The sequence below is a fragment of the Staphylococcus sp. SM3655 genome (assembly GCF_016917315.1).
In the GTDB taxonomy this organism is placed as follows: Bacteria; Bacillota; Bacilli; order Staphylococcales; family Staphylococcaceae; genus Staphylococcus; species Staphylococcus aureus.
Window position 1 is genome coordinate 2,372,427 of the sequence record NZ_CP070305.1, and the last position, 18,869, is coordinate 2,391,295.

An 18,869-nucleotide genomic window follows, 5' to 3' on the forward strand; every position below is an offset into this window, starting at 1 on the left:
TCCATTTTAAATAAACTCAAATCTTTATTAATTACAACATTCTCGATTATGCTGATGATCGACAAAACGTACAGGATGTCCATAAATTTTTGAAATTTCAACTTCATCAAGTGATTTAAACTCATCAGTTGTACCATGGAAATGCAAATGCTTATTTAAACATGCTACTTCAGTAGCAGTATCTGCTACAACACCGATATCATGAGTAACTAAGATAATGGTGATACCTTCTTGTTTTAATTGATCTAAAGTATTATAAAATTCACTTACATGTTTTGCATCAATACCATTCGTTGGTTCATCAAGTACTAATACTGCAGGTTCTGAAATCAATGCTCGGGCAATCATTACACGTTGTTGTTGACCACCTGATAATTCTGCTATATTTTTATGAATTAAATCACTTATATTCAGTCTTTCTAGTACTTTAATCACTTTTTCATTATCTTTGCTATTAAATGTTTGGAAAAGACGTTTTGTCTTTGTTAATCCGCTTAAAACAACTTCTTTAACACTTGCTGGGAAACCTGAATTAAAGGCATTTGCTTTTTGTGATACATAGCTTAATTTAATTGATGTTTTCTTATTTTTAAAATCAATACCTTCAACAAAAATCTCACCACTTTGTAAAGGTAATAACCCTAGAATCAACTTCAATAATGTTGATTTACCAGCACCATTTGGTCCAACAATCGCTAAAAATTCACCTTTATTTATTTTAATGTTTATATTTTCTAACACTTTTTTATGATCATAGTAGTAATTGACATTTTTCAATTCAAAGACTGGTGTCATCGTATTCTCACCTCGCATTCAACTATACAACTCCTAGTAACATATGTAAACAGTAATGTTTACGACTCAAAATTAGACAAAATAAAGAGATATGCCCCCTTCAAGTTTTATTTATCGCATTTCTTGAAGAGAGCATTATCATTTTATTGTTGCATAACCTTATTTTTTAATTCTGGGTCAAATTGCTGTTGTTTTAACATTTCAATTTCAAGTTTATATGGCGGTTTTTTATTTTTCTTATCTTCACCAACATAAGGTGTTTCTAAGATTTTCGGAATATCTTTAAAACTATCATGATGCACAATGTAATTTAATGCATCAAAACCAATGTAACCGAAGCCAATATTTTCATGTCGGTCTTTTTGAGCGCCACGGTCATTTTTAGAATCATTGACATGAACAACTTTGATTCTGTCGACTCCAATAATTTTATCAAATTCATTTAATACGCCATCAAAGTCCTCTTTCACATTATATCCAGCATCATGCGTATGACATGTATCAAAACATACTGATAAACGTTCGTTATTATGAACTCCATCAATAATACGTGCTAACTCTTCAAACGAGCGACCAATCTCTGTACCTTTACCTGCCATCGTTTCAAGCGCAATACGTACATTATTGTCATTCGTTAAAACTTCATTTAATCCTTCAATAATCTTATTAATTCCGGCATCAACACCAGCTCCAACATGCGCACCTGGATGTAATACAATATCTTTAGCGCCTATAGCTTGCGTTCTTTCAATTTCTTGTTGCAAGAAATCTACACCAAGATTAAACGTTTCTGGTTTGGTTGTATTTGCAATATTAATGATGTATGGTGCATGAACAACAATATTAGATAAGCCATATTTTTCCATCACTTCATGACCTTTAGTTATATTTAAATCTTCAATACTTTTACGGCGCGTGTTTTGAGGTGCACCAGTATAAATCATAAATGTTGTTTCACCATATTCATACGCTTCTATAGCAGAACCTTCTAACATCTTTTTACCACTCATTGAAACATGTGATCCTAATAACATAAAACACACCTAACCTTTTTTGTTTTGCTTACGTTTTTGTCTATTTTGCTGCTTACTAAATTGTTTACGCTCTTGACGTTTCATTTTTTCAACTTCTTGTTTAAATTTCTTCTTATAACCTGGTTTAACTTTGTTTTTAATTTTACTTCGAACTTTGTTCTTCACTTGATTAGTTAAATGGTCATCTTTGCGCATTCTTGCTTGACGCTGATTGTGCGCTTTAACTTCTTTTAACTCACCATCTTTAATATCAACAGTATTGAATACAAAACCGCGATCTTCTATTAATGAAATATTGTGTTCTTCATCAGGACTATAAAGCGTAATTGCTACACCTTTATAATTCCCACGACCAGTTCGTCCAACTCTATGCGTAAAGAAGTCAATATCATTTGGCACATCAAAATTGATGACATGACTAACACCTTCAATATCAATACCACGAGATGCTAAATCGCTGGCAATAACGTATTGGAATTCTAAATTACGTATACGTTTCATTTGTTGTTTACGTTCACGTGGCGTTAAACCACCATGAATCATACCAACTTTAATACCAGCTTCATTTAGTGAACGTGCTAAATCATTTGCATTATCTCTACTATTACAGAAAATAATACATAAGTATGGATTTAGTATATCAATTAAATTTAAAGTTTTTTCAACTTTAGCTGCACCTTTAGTAGGTATTAAAAAGAATTCGATGTTCTTTTTATTTTGTTTTTTACTGTCGACAGCTACATATTCTGGATGACTTAAATATTTATTTAAAAATGGTTGTAACTGTTGTGGAATTGTAGCACTAAACACCGCAATATTTGCATTATCTTCCAATCTTGCAGCAATGTAATCTACATCTTCAATTAATCCTAAGTCAATCATAAGATCCGCTTCATCAATAACTAAATATGATGCTAAGTGCACATGTAAATGTCCCGTTTTAGCTAAGTCATTAATTCTAGTAGGGGTGCCTATAATCAATTGTGGTTGTGCATTACAACGTTGTCTATCTTTCTCTATATCTGTACCACCAATAAAAACTTTAACTGAAACACCAGCTTTAAATTGGCTTAAATGGTTCGCTGCATCGTATAGTTGTTGTGCAAGTTCTCTTGTTGGTGCAACTACGATTGCTTGTGGTTCTTTTATTTCACTATCAATTAACTGCATTAATGTTAATAAAAATGCATGAGATTTCCCTGTACCCGTTTGAGATTGACCAATTAAATTTGTTCTCTTTAGTATTCTTGGAATAATTCGATTCTGAATTTCAGTTGGTTTTTCAAAATTAAGGTCTTTCACAGCGTCAATTAAACTAGATTCTAGATTAAATTGTTCGAATGGATGTTTTGCCATGATTTGGCCTCCTTATATGTTCATCTTTACTATTATAAAGTATAAATGTGCTATTTTAAATAAAAATATTAAAACCTCGAAATTTCAAAATTTAGAAATCCCGAGATTTTAGTTTAAATATATTGAAATGGATCTGTATTAATTGTAGATGCTTCAACATCTATATTTATTTTTTCTGTATTGAACCAATTCATTAGTAACGTTTTTAAACCTTCTTTCATCACATATTCGCTGTAATGATTAATATCAATTAAGTTCACACCATGAATTTTAGCATCTAAGGCATCATGATGTTTAATATCACCTGTAACAAAGACATCTGCGCCTTGTTGGACAGCTTGATATTCATATCCAATACCTGAACCACCAATAATTGCAATACGTTTAATTTTCTGATTAGACTCACCAACAAAACGGACACTTGGGATATTTAATTTAGATTTAATATCAGCTGCGAAATCTTCCAATGTCATTTGATTATCCACTTCTGCCATAACGCCAAGTCCATAAAGGGATGTTTGTTTTATCTCAATAAAATCAAATACCGGTGTTTCATATGGATGGTATTGTTTAATTAATTGCTCAGCCCTTGACTTTTGATATGCATCTATCATAAATTCAATTTTAACTTCATCTACATATTCAATTTTATCAATTTGTCCTATTGTTGGATTAGCTTCACCAACTGGTTTGAATTGCCCTCTTCCTTCACTTTCAAAGAAACAATATTCATAATTACCTTCTTGTGCTAATCCATTTTCACTAAGCTTATCTTTAAATGGTCCAACATTATCCTTAGGTATATATGTTTGAACTTTATAGTATACATCTTGTTGATTATTTATTATTGAAATGTTCTTCAAACCCATCGTCTTCGCCAACATCATATTGACACCATGCGGATTTACATCTAAATTTGTATGCATCGCTATTAAATTAATGTCATGTTGAATTAGTTTTCTAATGATCAAACCATAACCATTAGCTTTTAATGATGTTACGCCTTTAAAGATTAGAGGATGATGACTAATAATAGTATTATAACCTTTTTCGATTGCTTCATTTACTACTTCCAACGTACAGTCTAATGCTGTTAAAACACCAGTAACTTCAACATCTTCATCACCTATTAACAATCCTACATTATCCCAAGATTCAGCAGTACTAAATGGCACATGATGATCTAACAATGTCATTAAATCAGCTATTTTCATTACTATAACACCCTTTCAATTACAGCAATTTCGTCATTAATTTGAGCTAAACGTTGATGATGTTGTTCAGTATTGAGTTTCGATTTAATATGATAAAGTGCTTCTAACTCTCTTTGCCATTTTTTTATAAAATATTCATTTTTGTTGTTCAGCAATTTTGGTCCGAATTTCAATTCATCAGATGATAGCTCTATTAATTGTGTAGAATGTTCTGCTACAACAATTTCATAAATATGGCCTTTTTCTTCCATTATTATTTCATCAATTATTTCATAATTCAATTGTTGTAATGTTTGTCTTAAATTTTCAGTTTGGATATTACTTTGTAAAATCAACCTTGGATGTTGACTTAACTTATCTTGCCCATCTTTTAAAATTTTAGCAATAAGTGGTCCGCCCATACCACAAATTGTGATATTATCGATTACGTCCTCAGGTTGAATAACACTTAAGCCATCCCCTAAACGTACATCAATTCTATCTACTAATTGGTTTGCAGCTACATTTTTTACAGCAGCTTGAAAAGGGCCTTGAATAACTTCTCCAGCAATACCGCATTCGCATAAATGGTTTTGAATTGCATAGATTGGCAAATAAGCATGATCTGAGCCAATATCCGCGATTGTACCTTGTTTTAAAAATCGACTTACCGTCGTTAATCGGTTATTTAACGAAATCATTTTATTCTCCTTTATGAAAAAAGAGGTTGAACATTATTCAATGTACCAACCTCACTCAAGTTAAATCTTAATCTAAAAATAAATAAGCGCTTATTCATGTCTTGGTATCAATCATTAAAATTGATATAAATTAATCCATAAAGTCTTTCAAACGTTTACTACGACTTGGATGTCTTAATTTTCTAAGTGCTTTTGCTTCAATTTGTCGAATACGTTCACGTGTAACACCGAAAACTTTACCAACTTCTTCAAGTGTTCTTGTTCTGCCGTCATCAAGACCAAATCTTAATCGTAATACATTTTCTTCTCTATCAGTTAATGTATCAAGCACATCTTCTAATTGCTCTTTTAATAATTCATAAGCAGCATGATCTGAAGGACTTTGTGCTTCCTGATCCTCAATAAAGTCTCCTAAATGACTATCATCTTCTTCACCAATTGGCGTTTCTAATGAAACAGGTTCTTGCGCAATTTTTAAAATTTCACGAACTTTTTCTGCTGGTAAATCCATTTCTTCACCAATTTCTTCTGGTGCTGGATCTCGACCTAAGTCCTGTAATAATTGACGTTGAACACGAATTAATTTATTAATTGTTTCTACCATATGCACAGGGATACGAATCGTACGTGCTTGGTCAGCAATTGCACGAGTGATTGCTTGTCTAATCCACCATGTTGCATATGTTGAAAACTTAAATCCTTTGTTAAAGTCAAATTTTTCAACAGCTTTAATAAGACCCATATTACCTTCTTGGATTAAATCAAGGAATAACATACCACGACCTACGTATCTTTTAGCAATACTTACAACTAAACGTAAGTTCGCTTCTGCAAGTCTTGATTTTGCTACTTCATCACCTTGTTCAATACGTTTGGCTAATTCGATTTCTTCTTGTGCACTTAATAAGTTAACACGCCCAATTTCTTTAAGGTACATACGAACTGGGTCATTTATTTTAACACCTGGAGGGGCACTAAGATCACTTGGATTCAGTTTCTCGTCAGTATCTGAACTATCTTTTTCATTAACTAGTGAAATATCATTATCATTTAATTGATCAAAGAAATCATCCATTTGATCAGAGTCGATATCAAAATTCTGAAGTTTTTCAGCAATTTCTTCATGACTTAAATGACCCTCTTTTTTACCTTTTTCAATTAATTGCTTCTTAACATCTTCTAATGTTAATGTCGGATCAATTGTTTGTTTTTTAATTTTAACTGTGTTATCAGACATGAAACGGCCTCCCGATTTTAAATATGAACATTCGAAATTTATTCAATATTGCTATTTTAAACTAAATTCTTAATTAATTCATCCATATTTTTAATTTTATTTTACAAATTGGAACTAATCCCAATATTTATTTTTCAATAGTGTTGTTTAAATGCGGTAACTATCATTTACCCTTATACATTTTGACATAATCATTATTCGTATTATTCTTTAAAATCACATGCTACATGCGTTCTTTATTCTTAGCAACAATTTGCTGTAAATAGTATTTTTGTAATTCTACATCGCCAATCCTTGTAGCTTCCCTTAATTTATGATTCAATGACTCAATTGTTTCTTGTCCTTTTTCATTAATAACATTGACATAATCATCAATTTCATTTTCATATGGTTCGTCATTCAAATTATATTGTTCTAAGCTAATTAGTGTTTCTCTCAACTCATTTGAATTAACATACTGCACAGCATCACTGATATTATATTGATCATTTTCCGCATAAAAATCATGTAAGACTTCGAATACATATTTAAAATGCTGATTTGTGAAGTTATCCTTATCAACACTTTCATAATAATTTAAAAATGTATCTTTATCTCTCATTAAATGTTTTAAAAATGCTCGCTCCGCTTTTTCTTGACGGCTCAAATTGTCAAATTGTGCCATACCAATTGGCTCAGGTTCAATATAACCGCCATACTCATCATAACCGCCATACTCATCTTCTGGATAATAATTGGCTGGTGCTTGATTGAATTGTATTTCGTTAGCTAACTGCTCAGGACTAACATTGAAAAATGGCGCAACATCATTTATAGCCTTTTGTTGCAGAATTGATGACTTCATAAGTGAAATGTCATGACTCAGTTCTTTCAAATAACGTTCATATGAAAGGTCATTATGTGCAATTTCATCTTTTAATATACTTACTTTATAATGTGCAAATGACTTTTTGTCATTTTTTACAAAAGTAGTAAATGCGTCGTTGCCATACTTACCAATGTATTCATCCGGATCCATGCCAGATGGCAATTGTATAACAAATACATTTAGCCCTTGCTGTAACAAATGTTGACCTGTTTTAAGTGTTGCTTCACTACCCGCAAAATCCCCATCAAACATTAATGTTATATTTGATGTTAACTTTCGTATAAAGGTAATATGTTCATCTGACAACTGTGTACCCATTGTTGCAACAACGTTTTTCAAGCCAGCAGTATCAGATTTTATAACATCCATAAAACCTTCTAGTAATACAATTTCATCTAATTTTCTAATTGATTTACGTGCTTTATCTAAGTTATATAACAACTTTCTTTTTTGAAAGATAGGCGTTTCAGGACTATTTAGGTATTTTGGTTCTTGACCGGTATATGTTCGACCTGAATATCCAACAATTCTTCCTTGCGCATTTTTCAAAGGAAACATAATACGATTTCGAAATCTATCGTAATAACTGAAATTTTCTTCGTTACGTGATAATAATCCGGCTTCATATGCTAATTCAATATCGTAACCCTTTTTTTGAAGAAAATCATGACAAAAATGTGAGCTATCGGGTGCAAAGCCAATGCCTCGCTCTTTAATAAGCGCATCTGTAAAACCACGTTCTTGTAAGTATGTTAATGCTTGTTCGCCTTCGACTGTCTTTGTTAAAGCGTAATAATAAAATTCTTGTATTAACTCATGCATTTCAATCATTTGTAAATCATCAGAAGCAATTTGAACATTTGAGTTAGATTGTGTTGCCTCAATATCTACAGCAACATTAACTCTATCACCTAATTCTTTAACCGCTTCAACAAATGATATGTCTTTAATTTCTTGAGTAAATTGAAAAACATTGCCACCTTTTTTACAACCAAAACAATGACAGATTTGTTTATCTTCAGAAACTGTAAATGAAGGTGTCTTTTCATCATGAAAAGGACACAAACCTATATAATTGCGTCCTCTCTTTTCTAGTTTTACATATTCACTTACCAAGTCTAAAATGTCGGTTTTATCTTTTATTTCATTAATGATCGATTGATCTATTCGCAAATTAAATCACCTATTAAGCATTAGTTATACTATTATACCTAATTTTCGACAAAAATGAAATCATTTCGATTTATTTTGTTCAATATAATGGATTATATCGTTTGCTGTTTCTTCGATTGCTTTTTGAGAAACATCAATGACAGGACATCCAATTTCACTTACGATTTCTTCAAAGTAATTCAATTCTTCTTGAATTCGTGCTTCTGTTGCATATCGAGCTGTGTCACCTAGTCCCAATTGTTTTAATCGCTCTTTTCTAATGCGATTTAATTTTTCTTCACTTATTTTAAGTGCGATACATTTCTTTGGATCAATATCATATAAGCCATCTGGCGGTGTCACTTCTGGTACAATCGGTACATTCATAACTTTGTAACTCTTATGCGCTAAATACTGAGATAATGGTGTCTTTGAAGTTCTCGAAATACCAAGTAAAACAATATCAGCTTTAGGTAATCCTTTAGGATCTTTACCATCATCATATTTAACCGCAAACTCTATCGCATCAATTTTCTTGAAATATGCATCATCTAATCTATGAACGATACCTGGCTCATTATAAGGTTTTTCTTCAACCGATGCTGATAATAAATCCATTAATGGCCCCATGATATCGACAGACTTCAATTGGAATTCTGCTACTTTCTCACTCATATATTGCTTCATTTCAGGTTTAATAAGTGTATAAACAATGATAGCATTTGTATCTTTTGCAACTTGAATCACTTCATCAACATCTTCAAAAGATTCAATATATGGATATCTTAATAATTCATTTTTACATTGCTTAGGATTGAATTGTGAAATACCTGCCCTAGCAACTAACTCTGCCGTTTCACCTATAGAATCTGAAGCTACGATAATTTTAATTTTTTCCATTACTTCTCACCTATTCTTTATATAATGCTACTAATAACTTAGCTATTGTTGTTTTGGAAATTCTTCCAATTACTTCATACTTTTGATTATCTTTTTTTCTTACAATTGGAATCGAATCAATTTCTTTTTCAATCATTCTATCTGCTGCGTATATGACTAATTCGCTTTCCTCTAAATAAGTGACATTAGGCATACGTGTCATATTTACACTGATAGGTACTGTATGAATATCTGCTCCAATCATTGAAGCTCTTAATAAATCTTTTCTTGAACACACACCAACAAAATCGTTATCTTCATTAATAATAAATAATGTACTTACATCTTCTAAAAAAATTGTACAAATAGCGTCATAAACTGTTGTATTCTCTCTTAGCACAACAGGTTGAGACATATAGTCCTTAACCTCAAATTGTCGAAGTTTTTCATTAAAAAATTTACCTTTTGATTTACCTGAATAATAATATCCAACTCGGGGACGCGCTTCTAAAAAACCTGACATTGTTAATATCGCTAAATCTGGTCTAAGCGTTGCTCTTGTTAAATTCAACTTATCTGCTATTTGTTCACCAGTAATGGGTCCTTTAGTTTTAACAATTTCGATGATTCGTTCTTGTCTTTGACTGAGTTCTATAGGTCTTCACCCCTTTTTTATTCACTTATTATTATACCGATATTTCTTTCATGTCACAAACACATTAATTTTACTTGCCTTTAAATAATCTATCAATTAGAATAAACGTACAGCGAGTTAAGGATAGTGTAAGCTTAACAATAAGATTGGCGCAACGAATCATTTTAAAATAAAAGCGAGTGACTACACTAATTTGGGTGGAACCGCGGGTTAAATACGTAACTTATTTTGTATTATATACAATTTAAAATATTAACTCGTCCCATGGAAGTAAAGCATATTTACTATGCTGTTATTTTCCATGGGGCGTTTTCATGTATGAGGAGAGGTAATTATGGCAAAAGATATGGATACAATTGTTTCATTAGCAAAACACAGAGGTTTTGTGTTCCCTGGTAGTGATATTTACGGTGGTTTATCAAACACATGGGATTATGGTCCTTTAGGTGTTGAATTAAAGAATAATGTTAAAAAAGCTTGGTGGCAAAAATTCATTACACAATCACCGTTTAACGTTGGTATCGATGCTGCAATCTTAATGAATCCAAAAGTATGGGAAGCTTCAGGACACTTAAACAACTTCAACGACCCAATGATTGATAATAAAGATAGTAAAATTCGATATCGCGCTGATAAATTAATTGAAGATTATATGCAAGATGTTAAAGGTGATGAAAACTTCATTGCCGATGGTTTAAGTTTTGAACAAATGAAAAAAATTATTGACGATGAAGGTATTGTTTGTCCTGTAAGTAAAACTGCTAACTGGACTGAAATTCGCCAATTCAATTTAATGTTTAAAACATTCCAAGGTGTAACTGAAGATTCTACAAATGAAATTTTCTTACGTCCTGAAACAGCACAAGGTATTTTTGTAAACTATAAAAACGTGCAACGTTCAATGCGTAAAAAATTACCATTTGGTATCGGTCAAATTGGTAAATCATTCCGTAATGAAATCACTCCAGGTAACTTCATTTTCAGAACAAGAGAATTTGAACAAATGGAACTTGAATTCTTCTGTAAACCTGGCGAAGAAATCGAATGGCAAAATTATTGGAAAACTTTTGCAAGTGACTGGTTAACAAGCTTAAATATGAGCAGTGAAAATATGCGTTTACGTGATCATGATGAAGATGAATTATCTCATTACTCAAATGCAACAACTGATATTGAATATAAATTCCCATTTGGTTGGGGTGAGTTATGGGGTATCGCAAGTCGTACAGACTTCGACTTACGTAAACATGCTGAACACTCTGGTGAAGATTTCAGATACCATGATCCAGAAACGAACGAAAAATATATTCCATATTGTATCGAGCCATCACTTGGTGCAGATCGTGTAACATTAGCTTTCTTATGTGATGCATATGATGAAGAAGGCGTTGAAGGTAGTAAAGATGCACGTACAGTTTTACACTTCCATCCTGCATTAGCACCATATAAAGCAGCGATTTTACCTTTAAGTAAGAAATTATCTGGCGAAGCGATTAAGATTTTTGAGCAATTAAGTTCTAAATTCTCAATCGATTTCGATGAATCACAATCTATCGGTAAAAGATACCGTCGTCAAGATGAAATCGGTACACCTTATTGTGTAACATTCGACTTTGATTCATTAGAAGATAATCAAGTTACAGTACGTGACAGAGATTCAATGGAACAAGTTCGTATGCCAATCTCAGAGTTAGAAGCTTTCTTAACTGAAAAAACAAAATTCTAATTAAAAAGACTCTCCACCATATGTGGTGGCTATATAATTTATAAAAAGAGATACTGGTTAGTAAAATTGCCAGTATCTCTTTTCTATTCGAAAAAGGTATTCAAATAAACACATCTATGTGGCTACTTGAATACCTTTTATTATTTTATGTTATTGTTCCAATCTTTTTAATTGGTTGATTAGTTTCTGACTTTTAAAAAACATACCTGCATATTCACGATATAACATTAAAATGATATCTGACATTTCATCAATAATTTCTTGATGGATATTCAATGAATTCATTTTATCTATCGGTAATTTTTGTAATACATCTAATAAATATAGTGTTTTATTCGATAATATAACTGCATGTACATCTTTAGAAGCCTCTTGCCTTGAAATCGCACCGTCAAACTTAAAACTATAACCTATTAAATCTGCTTGTGTGTCATTACCACTCACAGCACAGCGATTAAATGATGCAGTAAAACCAAATCGTTTCATACACTTTAACATAACTACGACTGACATTAACTGTGCAGATGTACCTGATTCTATTTTTTCAAGAACAAATTGTAATAATTGATAGTTATATGGTGCAATGTCACCTTCATCCATTGAGCGCTCAATAGTTTCAGCTGCCAGAGAGGCATAACTGCTTACGTAAAGGTCCATTTGTAATTTATAATGTTGACTAATAACATCTACAGAATTTAACGTTCCCATACCTCGCCACTGATTGTAAATAAACAAACCATAAACAAACAATTGCGTTTGCGCTTGTAAACCCGTCTTAACTTTTTTAGCACGCCTTGCCATAAGTGGTACTTTTGCACCATGCTCATTTAAAATCGTGATAATTTTATCAGATTCACCATAATCAACTGCTTTGATGATAATCCCTTTTTGGCGCATTAACAATTATCTTCACCACTTTTAAGATTAATCTTGGTCTTCAACATAACCGATTTGGCGAATAAAGTTAACTTTGTTTCGCCAGTCTCTTTGAACTTTGACCCATAATTCTAAGTAAACTTTAGAGCCTAGAAGCATTTCTATATCACGTCTCGCACGTTTTCCTACTTCTTTTAACTTTTTACCGCCTTTTCCAATGACAATTCCTTTTTGCGAATCTCTTTCAACATATATAGTTGCTTCGATATGAACACGATCTTCGCTTTCTTTAACCATACGGTCCACATTAACACCAATCGCATGAGGGATTTCTTCACTTGTAAGATGAAGGATTTTTTCACGAATGATTTCACCCACTACAAATTGTTCAGGATGGTCTGAAATTTGATCATCTGGATAATATTTAGGTCCTTCGGGTAAATACGTCTTTAAAACATCAATAAAATGATCTACATTTAGCCCTTCTAATGCTGAAATAGGTACAATCTCTGTAAAGTCCATATAAGTTTGATATTCTTCAATCTTTGGCATTAATTCATCTGGATGCACTAAATCTATTTTATTTAATACTAAAAATACTGGTGTCTTAACATTTTTCAACATTTCTATAATATATTCATCGCCTCGTCCAATTTCCTCATTGGCATTAACCATAAACATGATTGCATCTATCTCAGATAATGTATTTTTAGCGACTTTCATCATATAGTCACCTAATTTGTGTTTAGGTTTATGAATACCTGGCGTATCAATGAATATAATTTGCGCGTCATCTCTTGTCATAACACCTTGAATTTTATTTCTAGTTGTTTGAGCTTTATCGGACATGATTGCTATTTTATGGCCGATCACTCTATTAACAAATGTTGACTTCCCTACATTTGGTCTACCTATAATTGAAACAAATCCTGATTTATGTTCTGTCATTTATTCTAAATCCTTTCCTGAAAATCCAAATGGTAGTAACTCTGCGACTGTCATCATAACCATATCTCCTTTATGATTTGTCATATACACAGGCATATCATCATCACATAATTCCTTCAAAACTTGACGACATGCACCACAAGGTGATGACGGTTTATCTGCATCTACGGTTACAGTTATTGATTCAAAATCACCTGGTCTGTATCCTTGAGAAATTGCCGATACCAAACTAGCTCGTTCAGCACATATCGATAATGGATAAGAAGCATTTTCTACATTGGTACCATAAAAAGTTCTACCGTCTTTCGTTTTTAAATAAGCCCCTACTTTAAATTGACTGTATGGCGAATATGATTCTTGTTGTGCTTTTCTAACTTCTTGAAAATAATGAGGTTGATAACTCATATATGCCTCCCTAAAATAACGCTATAAAATGTGGTAAAAATACTATTAAACCTATAATAAATGCTAATATTGAAACTATAAGTACACTAAAAGCCGCAATATCTTTAGCGTATTTAGCTAAATCATGATATTCAACGGTCACTAAATCGACAACATATTCAATAGCAGTGTTTAAAGCTTCAACAGTGAGAACTAATGCAATAGCAATGAGTATAAATATCCACTCAATCCGATTAATATTTAGTACGAGACCAAAGACAATAGCAACAATCATTGCAAACACATGTAAAAGAAATTTATAGTCTTTTTGAATTAAGATTTTCAGCCCATCAAGTGCATATTTAAACCTTTTCATAATTAGTCTCGTGTTAATCCATATGCGTTTAATATTGTATCTTGTCGACCAAACATTTCCTTTTCATCCGCTTCAGTCATATGATCATAACCTAATAGATGCAAAAATCCATGTAATGCTAAAAATCCTAATTCTCGTTCAAAAGAATGTCCGTAATTGTTTGCTTGTTCTTGCGCTACATCCGTACAGATAATTATATCCCCTAAAACACGTGGTATATCAAGACCACTAAAATCAATCTCTGGCTCATCTTCTTCTAAAGCAAATGAGATTACATCTGTAACTTTATCTTTATCTCTATATGTTCGATTAATTTCTTGTATTTCTTGTTTATCTACAAATGTAACAGAAAGCTCAGCATCGTCTTCTATATGCTCTTCTTTTTTAGCAAATTCTAATAAATCTTCAATTTGTTTATACCAAGCATCTTTAACTAAGCCTGTGTGATCGCTAAAATCTATCGTAAACATTTAATTCTCTCCTTCATAATGTTCAATGATCTTACTTACCAATGGATGTCTTACTACATCGCTCTGATCTAATTTCAATATACTTATACCTTTAACGTTGTGTAACCTACTGACCGCTTCCTTAAGTCCACTTTTAACACCTTTAGGTAAATCGATTTGAGTTTGGTCACCAGTAACTACCATTTTTGAGCCAAAACCTAGTCTTGTTAAAAACATTTTCATTTGCGCATGTGTCGTATTCTGCGCCTCATCAAGAATTACAAATGCATCTTCTAATGTTCGTCCGCGCATATATGCAAGTGGCGCTATTTCGATAATGCCTCTTTCAATAAATCGCTCTGTTTGTTCACGCCCAAGAACAGTATATAGACCATCATATAAAGGTCTTAAATATGGATCTACCTTTTCTTTCAAATCTCCTGGTAAAAATCCAAGTGACTCTCCTGCTTCAACAGCAGGTCTTGTTAATACAATACGTTTAACAGCACCTTTACGGAGTTGCTTTGCTGCATAAACTACAGCTAAGAATGTCTTACCTGTACCAGCAGGACCTATACCAAATACTAAATCATTATTTTTCATGGCATTAACATATATACGTTGCCCCATCGTTTTCGCACGAATCGTCTTACCAAATGCATCTTTAGTTATCTCTTCATCATATAAATCTAACAGATGTTGAATTGTGTTATTATGCGCCATTTTAATAGCTGCTTCAACATCTTTAATTGTAATATTATTACCTAAATCAATAACCTTCAGCAAATTGATTAATACTGATTCCGCTTTTTCTACGTTTTCTATTTTTGTACCTTTAACGGCAACTTCTTGTCCTCTTGCATGGATGACAACATCGAAACTCTCTTCAATTGCTTTTAAATGTTCATCATTATTTCCAATTAAAGCTTGAGATTGGTTCATATCGTCTATTTGTATAATTCCAGGCATACACGCGCTCCTTTTCATATATCATTTATATTCATTCTATGATGCTTTAATATCTACTTAATTATATCATGCAATTGATTGATTTAAACATCTTTGCATTGACTTACTCATTTTTCTTTAATTTAAAATAATCATTTATACTTTTCACCTTGTCATAAAAGCAGATTCAATTTTAGACTAATCAATTTTTTGTTGTATTTAAATAACTAATATTTCTCGAAAGATTCTCTTTGTTTTTCAATTTTTCTTAACGTAAAAAAACAAGCAACTACCATTACGATAGTGCTTGTTTTCAAAAAATTTTATAATTGTTTTGGTTTAGCTAAAATTTCTGACCATATCATACCATTGATTACTTCATCTTTATCAAATTGGAACGCTGATTTAGTCAAATCTTTTTCGACATTTTGAGAATTAAGCAGCTGCTTTAATTTCAAACGTTTTGTACGTTCAGATAAGTATTTATCCTCAATAATATCTCTAGCACGTTTTTCCATTTTAGCAATTTGCTTTTCTTTTTCTCTATCAATGTCAGTACGAATCGTTTTAATATCATCTCTAAGTGATTTTTCTAATTGACGTCTAATTTCGTCAGAATTATCTTGTCTAGAAGGTCTATGTTTCTGCTCCACCGGTTCTGCTTTAGGCACTGTAATTGGTTTCTCTGTCATCGGTTTTGTTTCTTGTTGTTTTTTAGGTGCCATAGGTTCTACAACAGGTTTCGATTTAGGCTCTTCCTTTGGAAGTTCATCGAATAAAGGTGGTAACGTATCATCATATTTTCGTTTCGATGATTTCTTTTCTTCTTCATTTAATTCTTCACTTATTTCTTTAAACGTTCGCTCAATTTCTTCAAAAAAGCCACCTTTTTTTGGTTCATTATCGGTAGATGTTTTTTGAGGTGGCTTTTGATTTTGTCTATCTTTATGACTATTTTCGCGCATAGTAGTAATGATAGAAATGATCACTGATATGACAAAAATTAGAATACCGACACTCATTTAATCACCTCTCGACTTAATGTTCAGGTGACTCATCATCACTTTGATCAGTTCGTTTATTAATTGCATTTCTCATGCCTGTATCAGCTTCGATATTTTTCAAATTATAATAATCTTTAACACTGATATTACCTGAACGTAATGCTTCAGCCATAGCTAATGGTACTTCAGATTCGGCTTCAACTACTTTAGCATGCATTTCTTGTACACGCGCTTTCATTTCTTGCTCAGTTGCTACAGCCATAGCTCTACGTTCTTCAGCTTTTGCTTGTGCAATATTTTTGTCTGCTAATGCTTGTTCAGTTTGTAAGTCTGCACCAATATTTTTACTAATATCAACGTCAGCAATATCAATTGATAAAATTTCAAATGCAGTACCTGAATCTAAACCTTTGCTTAAAACTGTTTTAGAAATATTATCTGGGTTTTCAAGTACTTCTGTATGATGCTTACTAGAACCAATTGTTGAAACGATACCTTCACCAACACGTGCGATGATTGTTTCTTCACCTGCACCACCAACAAGTCGAGCAATATTAGCTCTAACTGTGATACGAGCTTTGGCTTTCACTTCAATACCGTTCATTGCTACACCTGCGATAAATGGTGTTTCAATGACTTTAGGATTAACAGACATTTGAACCGCTTCTAATACGTCACGTCCTGCAAGGTCAATTGCAGCAGCACGTTCGAAAGGAAGATCAATGTCAGCACGTTGTGCAGCAATATTAGCGTCAACAACTCTGTCAACATTTCCTCCTGCTAGATAATGCGATTCTAATTGGTTTGTTGTTAATGCTAGTCCTGCTTTATGCGCTTTAATTAATGGCGCTATAACTTTTCTTGGAGATACACGACGTAAACGCATACCAACCAATGTACCTATACCAACATGAACGCCAGCTGCTAACGCTGAAATCCATAAACCAATGGGTACAAATGAGAATAAAATAAGTAATGCAACTACTATAATAACTGCTATTACGATAAAACTTAAACTAAACATGGTATCGCTCCTTTTAATTAATCTACTTCCCTCACAACTACTCTTGTTCCTTCAACTTCAAGGATTTTTACCGTTTTATTGCGTAAAATAAAGTTGCCATCTGAAACAGCATCAATACGTTCATTTTCACAAAAAATAATCCCTGCAGGTCGAAGATCTGTAACTGTTTGAGCAGTCTTTCCTACGAGGTGCGAGCGGTTATCATGAGAATTGTAACCTGACTCAGAATTAGTTGAATCTTTTAAGATAACTTTATCCAAAAACGGAATCTTTCTGTTGAAAATCTTCACTAATATCACCCATTCTACAATCGTTAAAATCAAGGCAACGATAACATTCGCAAGCATAAATAGCAAATTATCACCGAGCGTTGTTATGCTTATAGTTATCAGTATCATGCCAATAATACCAATTACTGCACCAACTACAAATAATTCAATTACAACTAATATAACGCCAATTGAGAATATTAAGATAGAATGCATATTGACATTTCCTTGGATTAGAAATCCCAAAAATAAAATAAGTAATGATAATGTGGCGATAATACCAGCTGCATTGATTTTTTTAGAGTAAAGTTGATATACAAATCCTAAGAATGTCAAACAGGTTAATATTAACGTAAAAATAGGTTGAACAATTATATTACTAACTTGTTCAACCCAAGTATCTCCAGCCGTTGATTCCAAGATAGTTGTCATTTGTAAAAAATTATTATAACTCACAATTTCACCTCGCCCTCACATTAATTATACATGAAATTGAATATACTTTATAGTTATAAGAACCTATAGAATATCAATTTGATTATTTATAAACTATATAACTTTTTTAATTAAAAATTGACAACAAAAAAACATCACATATTAGTGTAAGACACTAACTTGTGATGTTTGTTTTATATAATTAATATTCGTGTTGAGGGAGTCAACAGAGGTATTAATTATTTGAATTTACGTTTACGTGCAGCTTCTGATTTCTTTTTACGTTTTACGCTTGGTTTTTCGTAAAATTCACGTTTACGTACTTCTTGGATTGTTCCACTTTTAGAAACTGAACGTTTAAATCTACGTAACGCATCTTCAAGTGATTCATTTTTACGTACTACTGTTTTAGACATCTGTATTTCCCTCCCTCCAAATATCAACGGAACTTTATAGTCAATTGCACAGTAAAACTATGCATTTATAAGTATAATATATCTGTAATTTATGGTCAATTAGTAAATTGTTTTTTATTTGAAACATATTTCACATCAAAATCA

At 32.2% G+C, this 18,869-nt stretch carries 20 protein-coding genes; 1 reads left to right on the plus strand and 19 read right to left on the minus strand.

Annotation, left to right across the window (positions count from 1 at the left end):
• Positions 1-27 precede the first annotated feature (27 nt).
• The 9 genes from JQN76_RS11560 to ccpN form a co-directional block, all read right to left on the minus strand.
• Positions 28-813: a metal ABC transporter ATP-binding protein gene (locus JQN76_RS11560; RefSeq protein WP_001213908.1), complete on the minus strand. Its 786-nt coding sequence runs from the start codon at positions 811-813 to the stop codon at positions 28-30.
• Positions 814-938: 125 nt separating this feature from the next.
• Positions 939-1,829, minus strand: coding sequence for a deoxyribonuclease IV (locus JQN76_RS11565; RefSeq protein ID WP_000924220.1), 891 nt, complete (start codon positions 1,827-1,829; stop codon positions 939-941).
• Between the two features lie 9 nt (positions 1,830-1,838).
• On the minus strand, positions 1,839-3,185 hold the full coding sequence (locus JQN76_RS11570) for a DEAD/DEAH box helicase (RefSeq protein ID WP_001062187.1): 1,347 nt from the start codon (positions 3,183-3,185) through the stop codon (positions 1,839-1,841).
• Positions 3,186-3,298: 113 nt separating this feature from the next.
• Positions 3,299-4,399: a Nif3-like dinuclear metal center hexameric protein gene (locus tag JQN76_RS11575; RefSeq protein ID WP_000683929.1), complete on the minus strand. Its 1,101-nt coding sequence runs from the start codon at positions 4,397-4,399 to the stop codon at positions 3,299-3,301.
• Between the two features lie 2 nt (positions 4,400-4,401).
• A complete protein-coding gene (locus tag JQN76_RS11580; protein ID WP_000624583.1) occupies positions 4,402-5,079 on the minus strand; it encodes a TrmK family tRNA methyltransferase in 678 nt (225 codons plus the stop codon).
• 130 nt (positions 5,080-5,209) lie between these two features.
• Positions 5,210-6,316, minus strand: coding sequence for an RNA polymerase sigma factor RpoD (rpoD, locus tag JQN76_RS11585; protein ID WP_001283055.1), 1,107 nt, complete (start codon positions 6,314-6,316; stop codon positions 5,210-5,212).
• A gap of 223 nt (positions 6,317-6,539) precedes the next feature.
• Complete coding sequence (gene dnaG / locus JQN76_RS11590) at positions 6,540-8,357, minus strand: DNA primase (protein ID WP_001217257.1); 1,818 nt, start codon at positions 8,355-8,357, stop codon at positions 6,540-6,542.
• A 60-nt stretch (positions 8,358-8,417) separates the two neighbouring features.
• Positions 8,418-9,236 (minus strand): pyruvate, water dikinase regulatory protein, encoded by an 819-nt coding sequence (locus JQN76_RS11595; protein WP_000411298.1) that lies wholly within the window; start codon positions 9,234-9,236, stop codon positions 8,418-8,420.
• A gap of 10 nt (positions 9,237-9,246) precedes the next feature.
• Complete coding sequence (gene ccpN, locus JQN76_RS11600) at positions 9,247-9,870, minus strand: transcriptional regulator CcpN (protein ID WP_001797828.1); 624 nt, start codon at positions 9,868-9,870, stop codon at positions 9,247-9,249.
• Positions 9,871-10,204: 334 nt separating this feature from the next.
• On the opposite strand from ccpN, the gene JQN76_RS11605 reads away from it, so the two are divergent.
• Positions 10,205-11,596, plus strand: coding sequence for a glycine--tRNA ligase (locus JQN76_RS11605; RefSeq protein ID WP_001030080.1), 1,392 nt, complete (start codon positions 10,205-10,207; stop codon positions 11,594-11,596).
• 150 nt (positions 11,597-11,746) lie between these two features.
• Here the strand turns inward: JQN76_RS11605 and recO are convergent, their stop codons facing one another.
• The 10 genes from recO to rpsU all read right to left on the minus strand — a co-directional run bounded on the left by recO (position 11,747) and on the right by rpsU (position 18,725).
• Complete coding sequence (recO, locus tag JQN76_RS11610; RefSeq protein WP_001557361.1) at positions 11,747-12,493, minus strand: DNA repair protein RecO; 747 nt, start codon at positions 12,491-12,493, stop codon at positions 11,747-11,749.
• Between the two features lie 27 nt (positions 12,494-12,520).
• A complete protein-coding gene (gene era / locus JQN76_RS11615) occupies positions 12,521-13,420 on the minus strand; it encodes a GTPase Era (RefSeq protein ID WP_000134767.1) in 900 nt (299 codons plus the stop codon).
• Entirely contained in the window at positions 13,421-13,825 is a 405-nt protein-coding gene (gene cdd / locus JQN76_RS11620) for a cytidine deaminase (protein ID WP_000121875.1), read from the minus strand. It abuts the gene before it with no gap.
• A gap of 10 nt (positions 13,826-13,835) precedes the next feature.
• The gene (locus JQN76_RS11625; RefSeq protein ID WP_000819532.1) at positions 13,836-14,180 is read right to left on the minus strand and encodes a diacylglycerol kinase family protein; all 345 of its coding nucleotides are present in this window, start codon (positions 14,178-14,180) and stop codon (positions 13,836-13,838) included.
• 2 nt (positions 14,181-14,182) lie between these two features.
• Entirely contained in the window at positions 14,183-14,650 is a 468-nt protein-coding gene (gene ybeY, locus JQN76_RS11630) for an rRNA maturation RNase YbeY (protein WP_000494134.1), read from the minus strand.
• Positions 14,651-15,598, minus strand: a complete 948-nt coding sequence (locus JQN76_RS11635) for a PhoH family protein (RefSeq protein ID WP_001117767.1) — start codon at positions 15,596-15,598, stop codon at positions 14,651-14,653.
• Between the two features lie 302 nt (positions 15,599-15,900).
• The gene (locus JQN76_RS11640) at positions 15,901-16,599 is read right to left on the minus strand and encodes an SPOR domain-containing protein (protein ID WP_000110603.1); all 699 of its coding nucleotides are present in this window, start codon (positions 16,597-16,599) and stop codon (positions 15,901-15,903) included.
• Positions 16,600-16,615: 16 nt separating this feature from the next.
• Positions 16,616-17,605, minus strand: coding sequence for a flotillin-like protein FloA (gene floA, locus JQN76_RS11645; RefSeq protein ID WP_000492114.1), 990 nt, complete (start codon positions 17,603-17,605; stop codon positions 16,616-16,618).
• Positions 17,606-17,622: 17 nt separating this feature from the next.
• A complete protein-coding gene (locus JQN76_RS11650) occupies positions 17,623-18,306 on the minus strand; it encodes an NfeD family protein (protein ID WP_001802667.1) in 684 nt (227 codons plus the stop codon).
• Between the two features lie 242 nt (positions 18,307-18,548).
• Entirely contained in the window at positions 18,549-18,725 is a 177-nt protein-coding gene (rpsU, locus tag JQN76_RS11655) for a 30S ribosomal protein S21 (RefSeq protein ID WP_000048060.1), read from the minus strand.
• Positions 18,726-18,869 lie beyond the last annotated feature (144 nt).

What these genes read in the sequence shown, in the direction of transcription:
- JQN76_RS11650 (WP_001802667.1), bottom strand. Translation starts at nt 18,306, where the DNA reads ATGACAACTATCTTGGAATCAACGGCTGGAGATACTTGGGTTGAACAA.
- JQN76_RS11570 (WP_001062187.1), bottom strand. Translation starts at nt 3,185, where the DNA reads ATGGCAAAACATCCATTCGAACAATTTAATCTAGAATCTAGTTTAATT.
- rpsU (WP_000048060.1), bottom strand. Translation starts at nt 18,725, where the DNA reads ATGTCTAAAACAGTAGTACGTAAAAATGAATCACTTGAAGATGCGTTA.
- JQN76_RS11640 (WP_000110603.1), bottom strand. Translation starts at nt 16,599, where the DNA reads ATGAGTGTCGGTATTCTAATTTTTGTCATATCAGTGATCATTTCTATC.
- rpoD (WP_001283055.1), bottom strand. Translation starts at nt 6,316, where the DNA reads ATGTCTGATAACACAGTTAAAATTAAAAAACAAACAATTGATCCGACA.
- JQN76_RS11575 (WP_000683929.1), bottom strand. Translation starts at nt 4,399, where the DNA reads ATGAAAATAGCTGATTTAATGACATTGTTAGATCATCATGTGCCATTT.
- cdd (WP_000121875.1), bottom strand. Translation starts at nt 13,825, where the DNA reads ATGAGTTATCAACCTCATTATTTTCAAGAAGTTAGAAAAGCACAACAA.
- era (WP_000134767.1), bottom strand. Translation starts at nt 13,420, where the DNA reads ATGACAGAACATAAATCAGGATTTGTTTCAATTATAGGTAGACCAAAT.
- JQN76_RS11560 (WP_001213908.1), bottom strand. Translation starts at nt 813, where the DNA reads ATGCGAGGTGAGAATACGATGACACCAGTCTTTGAATTGAAAAATGTC.
- JQN76_RS11635 (WP_001117767.1), bottom strand. Translation starts at nt 15,598, where the DNA reads ATGCCTGGAATTATACAAATAGACGATATGAACCAATCTCAAGCTTTA.
- JQN76_RS11605 (WP_001030080.1), top strand. Translation starts at nt 10,205, where the DNA reads ATGGCAAAAGATATGGATACAATTGTTTCATTAGCAAAACACAGAGGT.
- JQN76_RS11580 (WP_000624583.1), bottom strand. Translation starts at nt 5,079, where the DNA reads ATGATTTCGTTAAATAACCGATTAACGACGGTAAGTCGATTTTTAAAA.
- JQN76_RS11625 (WP_000819532.1), bottom strand. Translation starts at nt 14,180, where the DNA reads ATGAAAAGGTTTAAATATGCACTTGATGGGCTGAAAATCTTAATTCAA.
- recO (WP_001557361.1), bottom strand. Translation starts at nt 12,493, where the DNA reads ATGCGCCAAAAAGGGATTATCATCAAAGCAGTTGATTATGGTGAATCT.
- JQN76_RS11595 (WP_000411298.1), bottom strand. Translation starts at nt 9,236, where the DNA reads ATGGAAAAAATTAAAATTATCGTAGCTTCAGATTCTATAGGTGAAACG.
- JQN76_RS11565 (WP_000924220.1), bottom strand. Translation starts at nt 1,829, where the DNA reads ATGTTATTAGGATCACATGTTTCAATGAGTGGTAAAAAGATGTTAGAA.
- ybeY (WP_000494134.1), bottom strand. Translation starts at nt 14,650, where the DNA reads ATGTTTACGATAGATTTTAGCGATCACACAGGCTTAGTTAAAGATGCT.
- floA (WP_000492114.1), bottom strand. Translation starts at nt 17,605, where the DNA reads ATGTTTAGTTTAAGTTTTATCGTAATAGCAGTTATTATAGTAGTTGCA.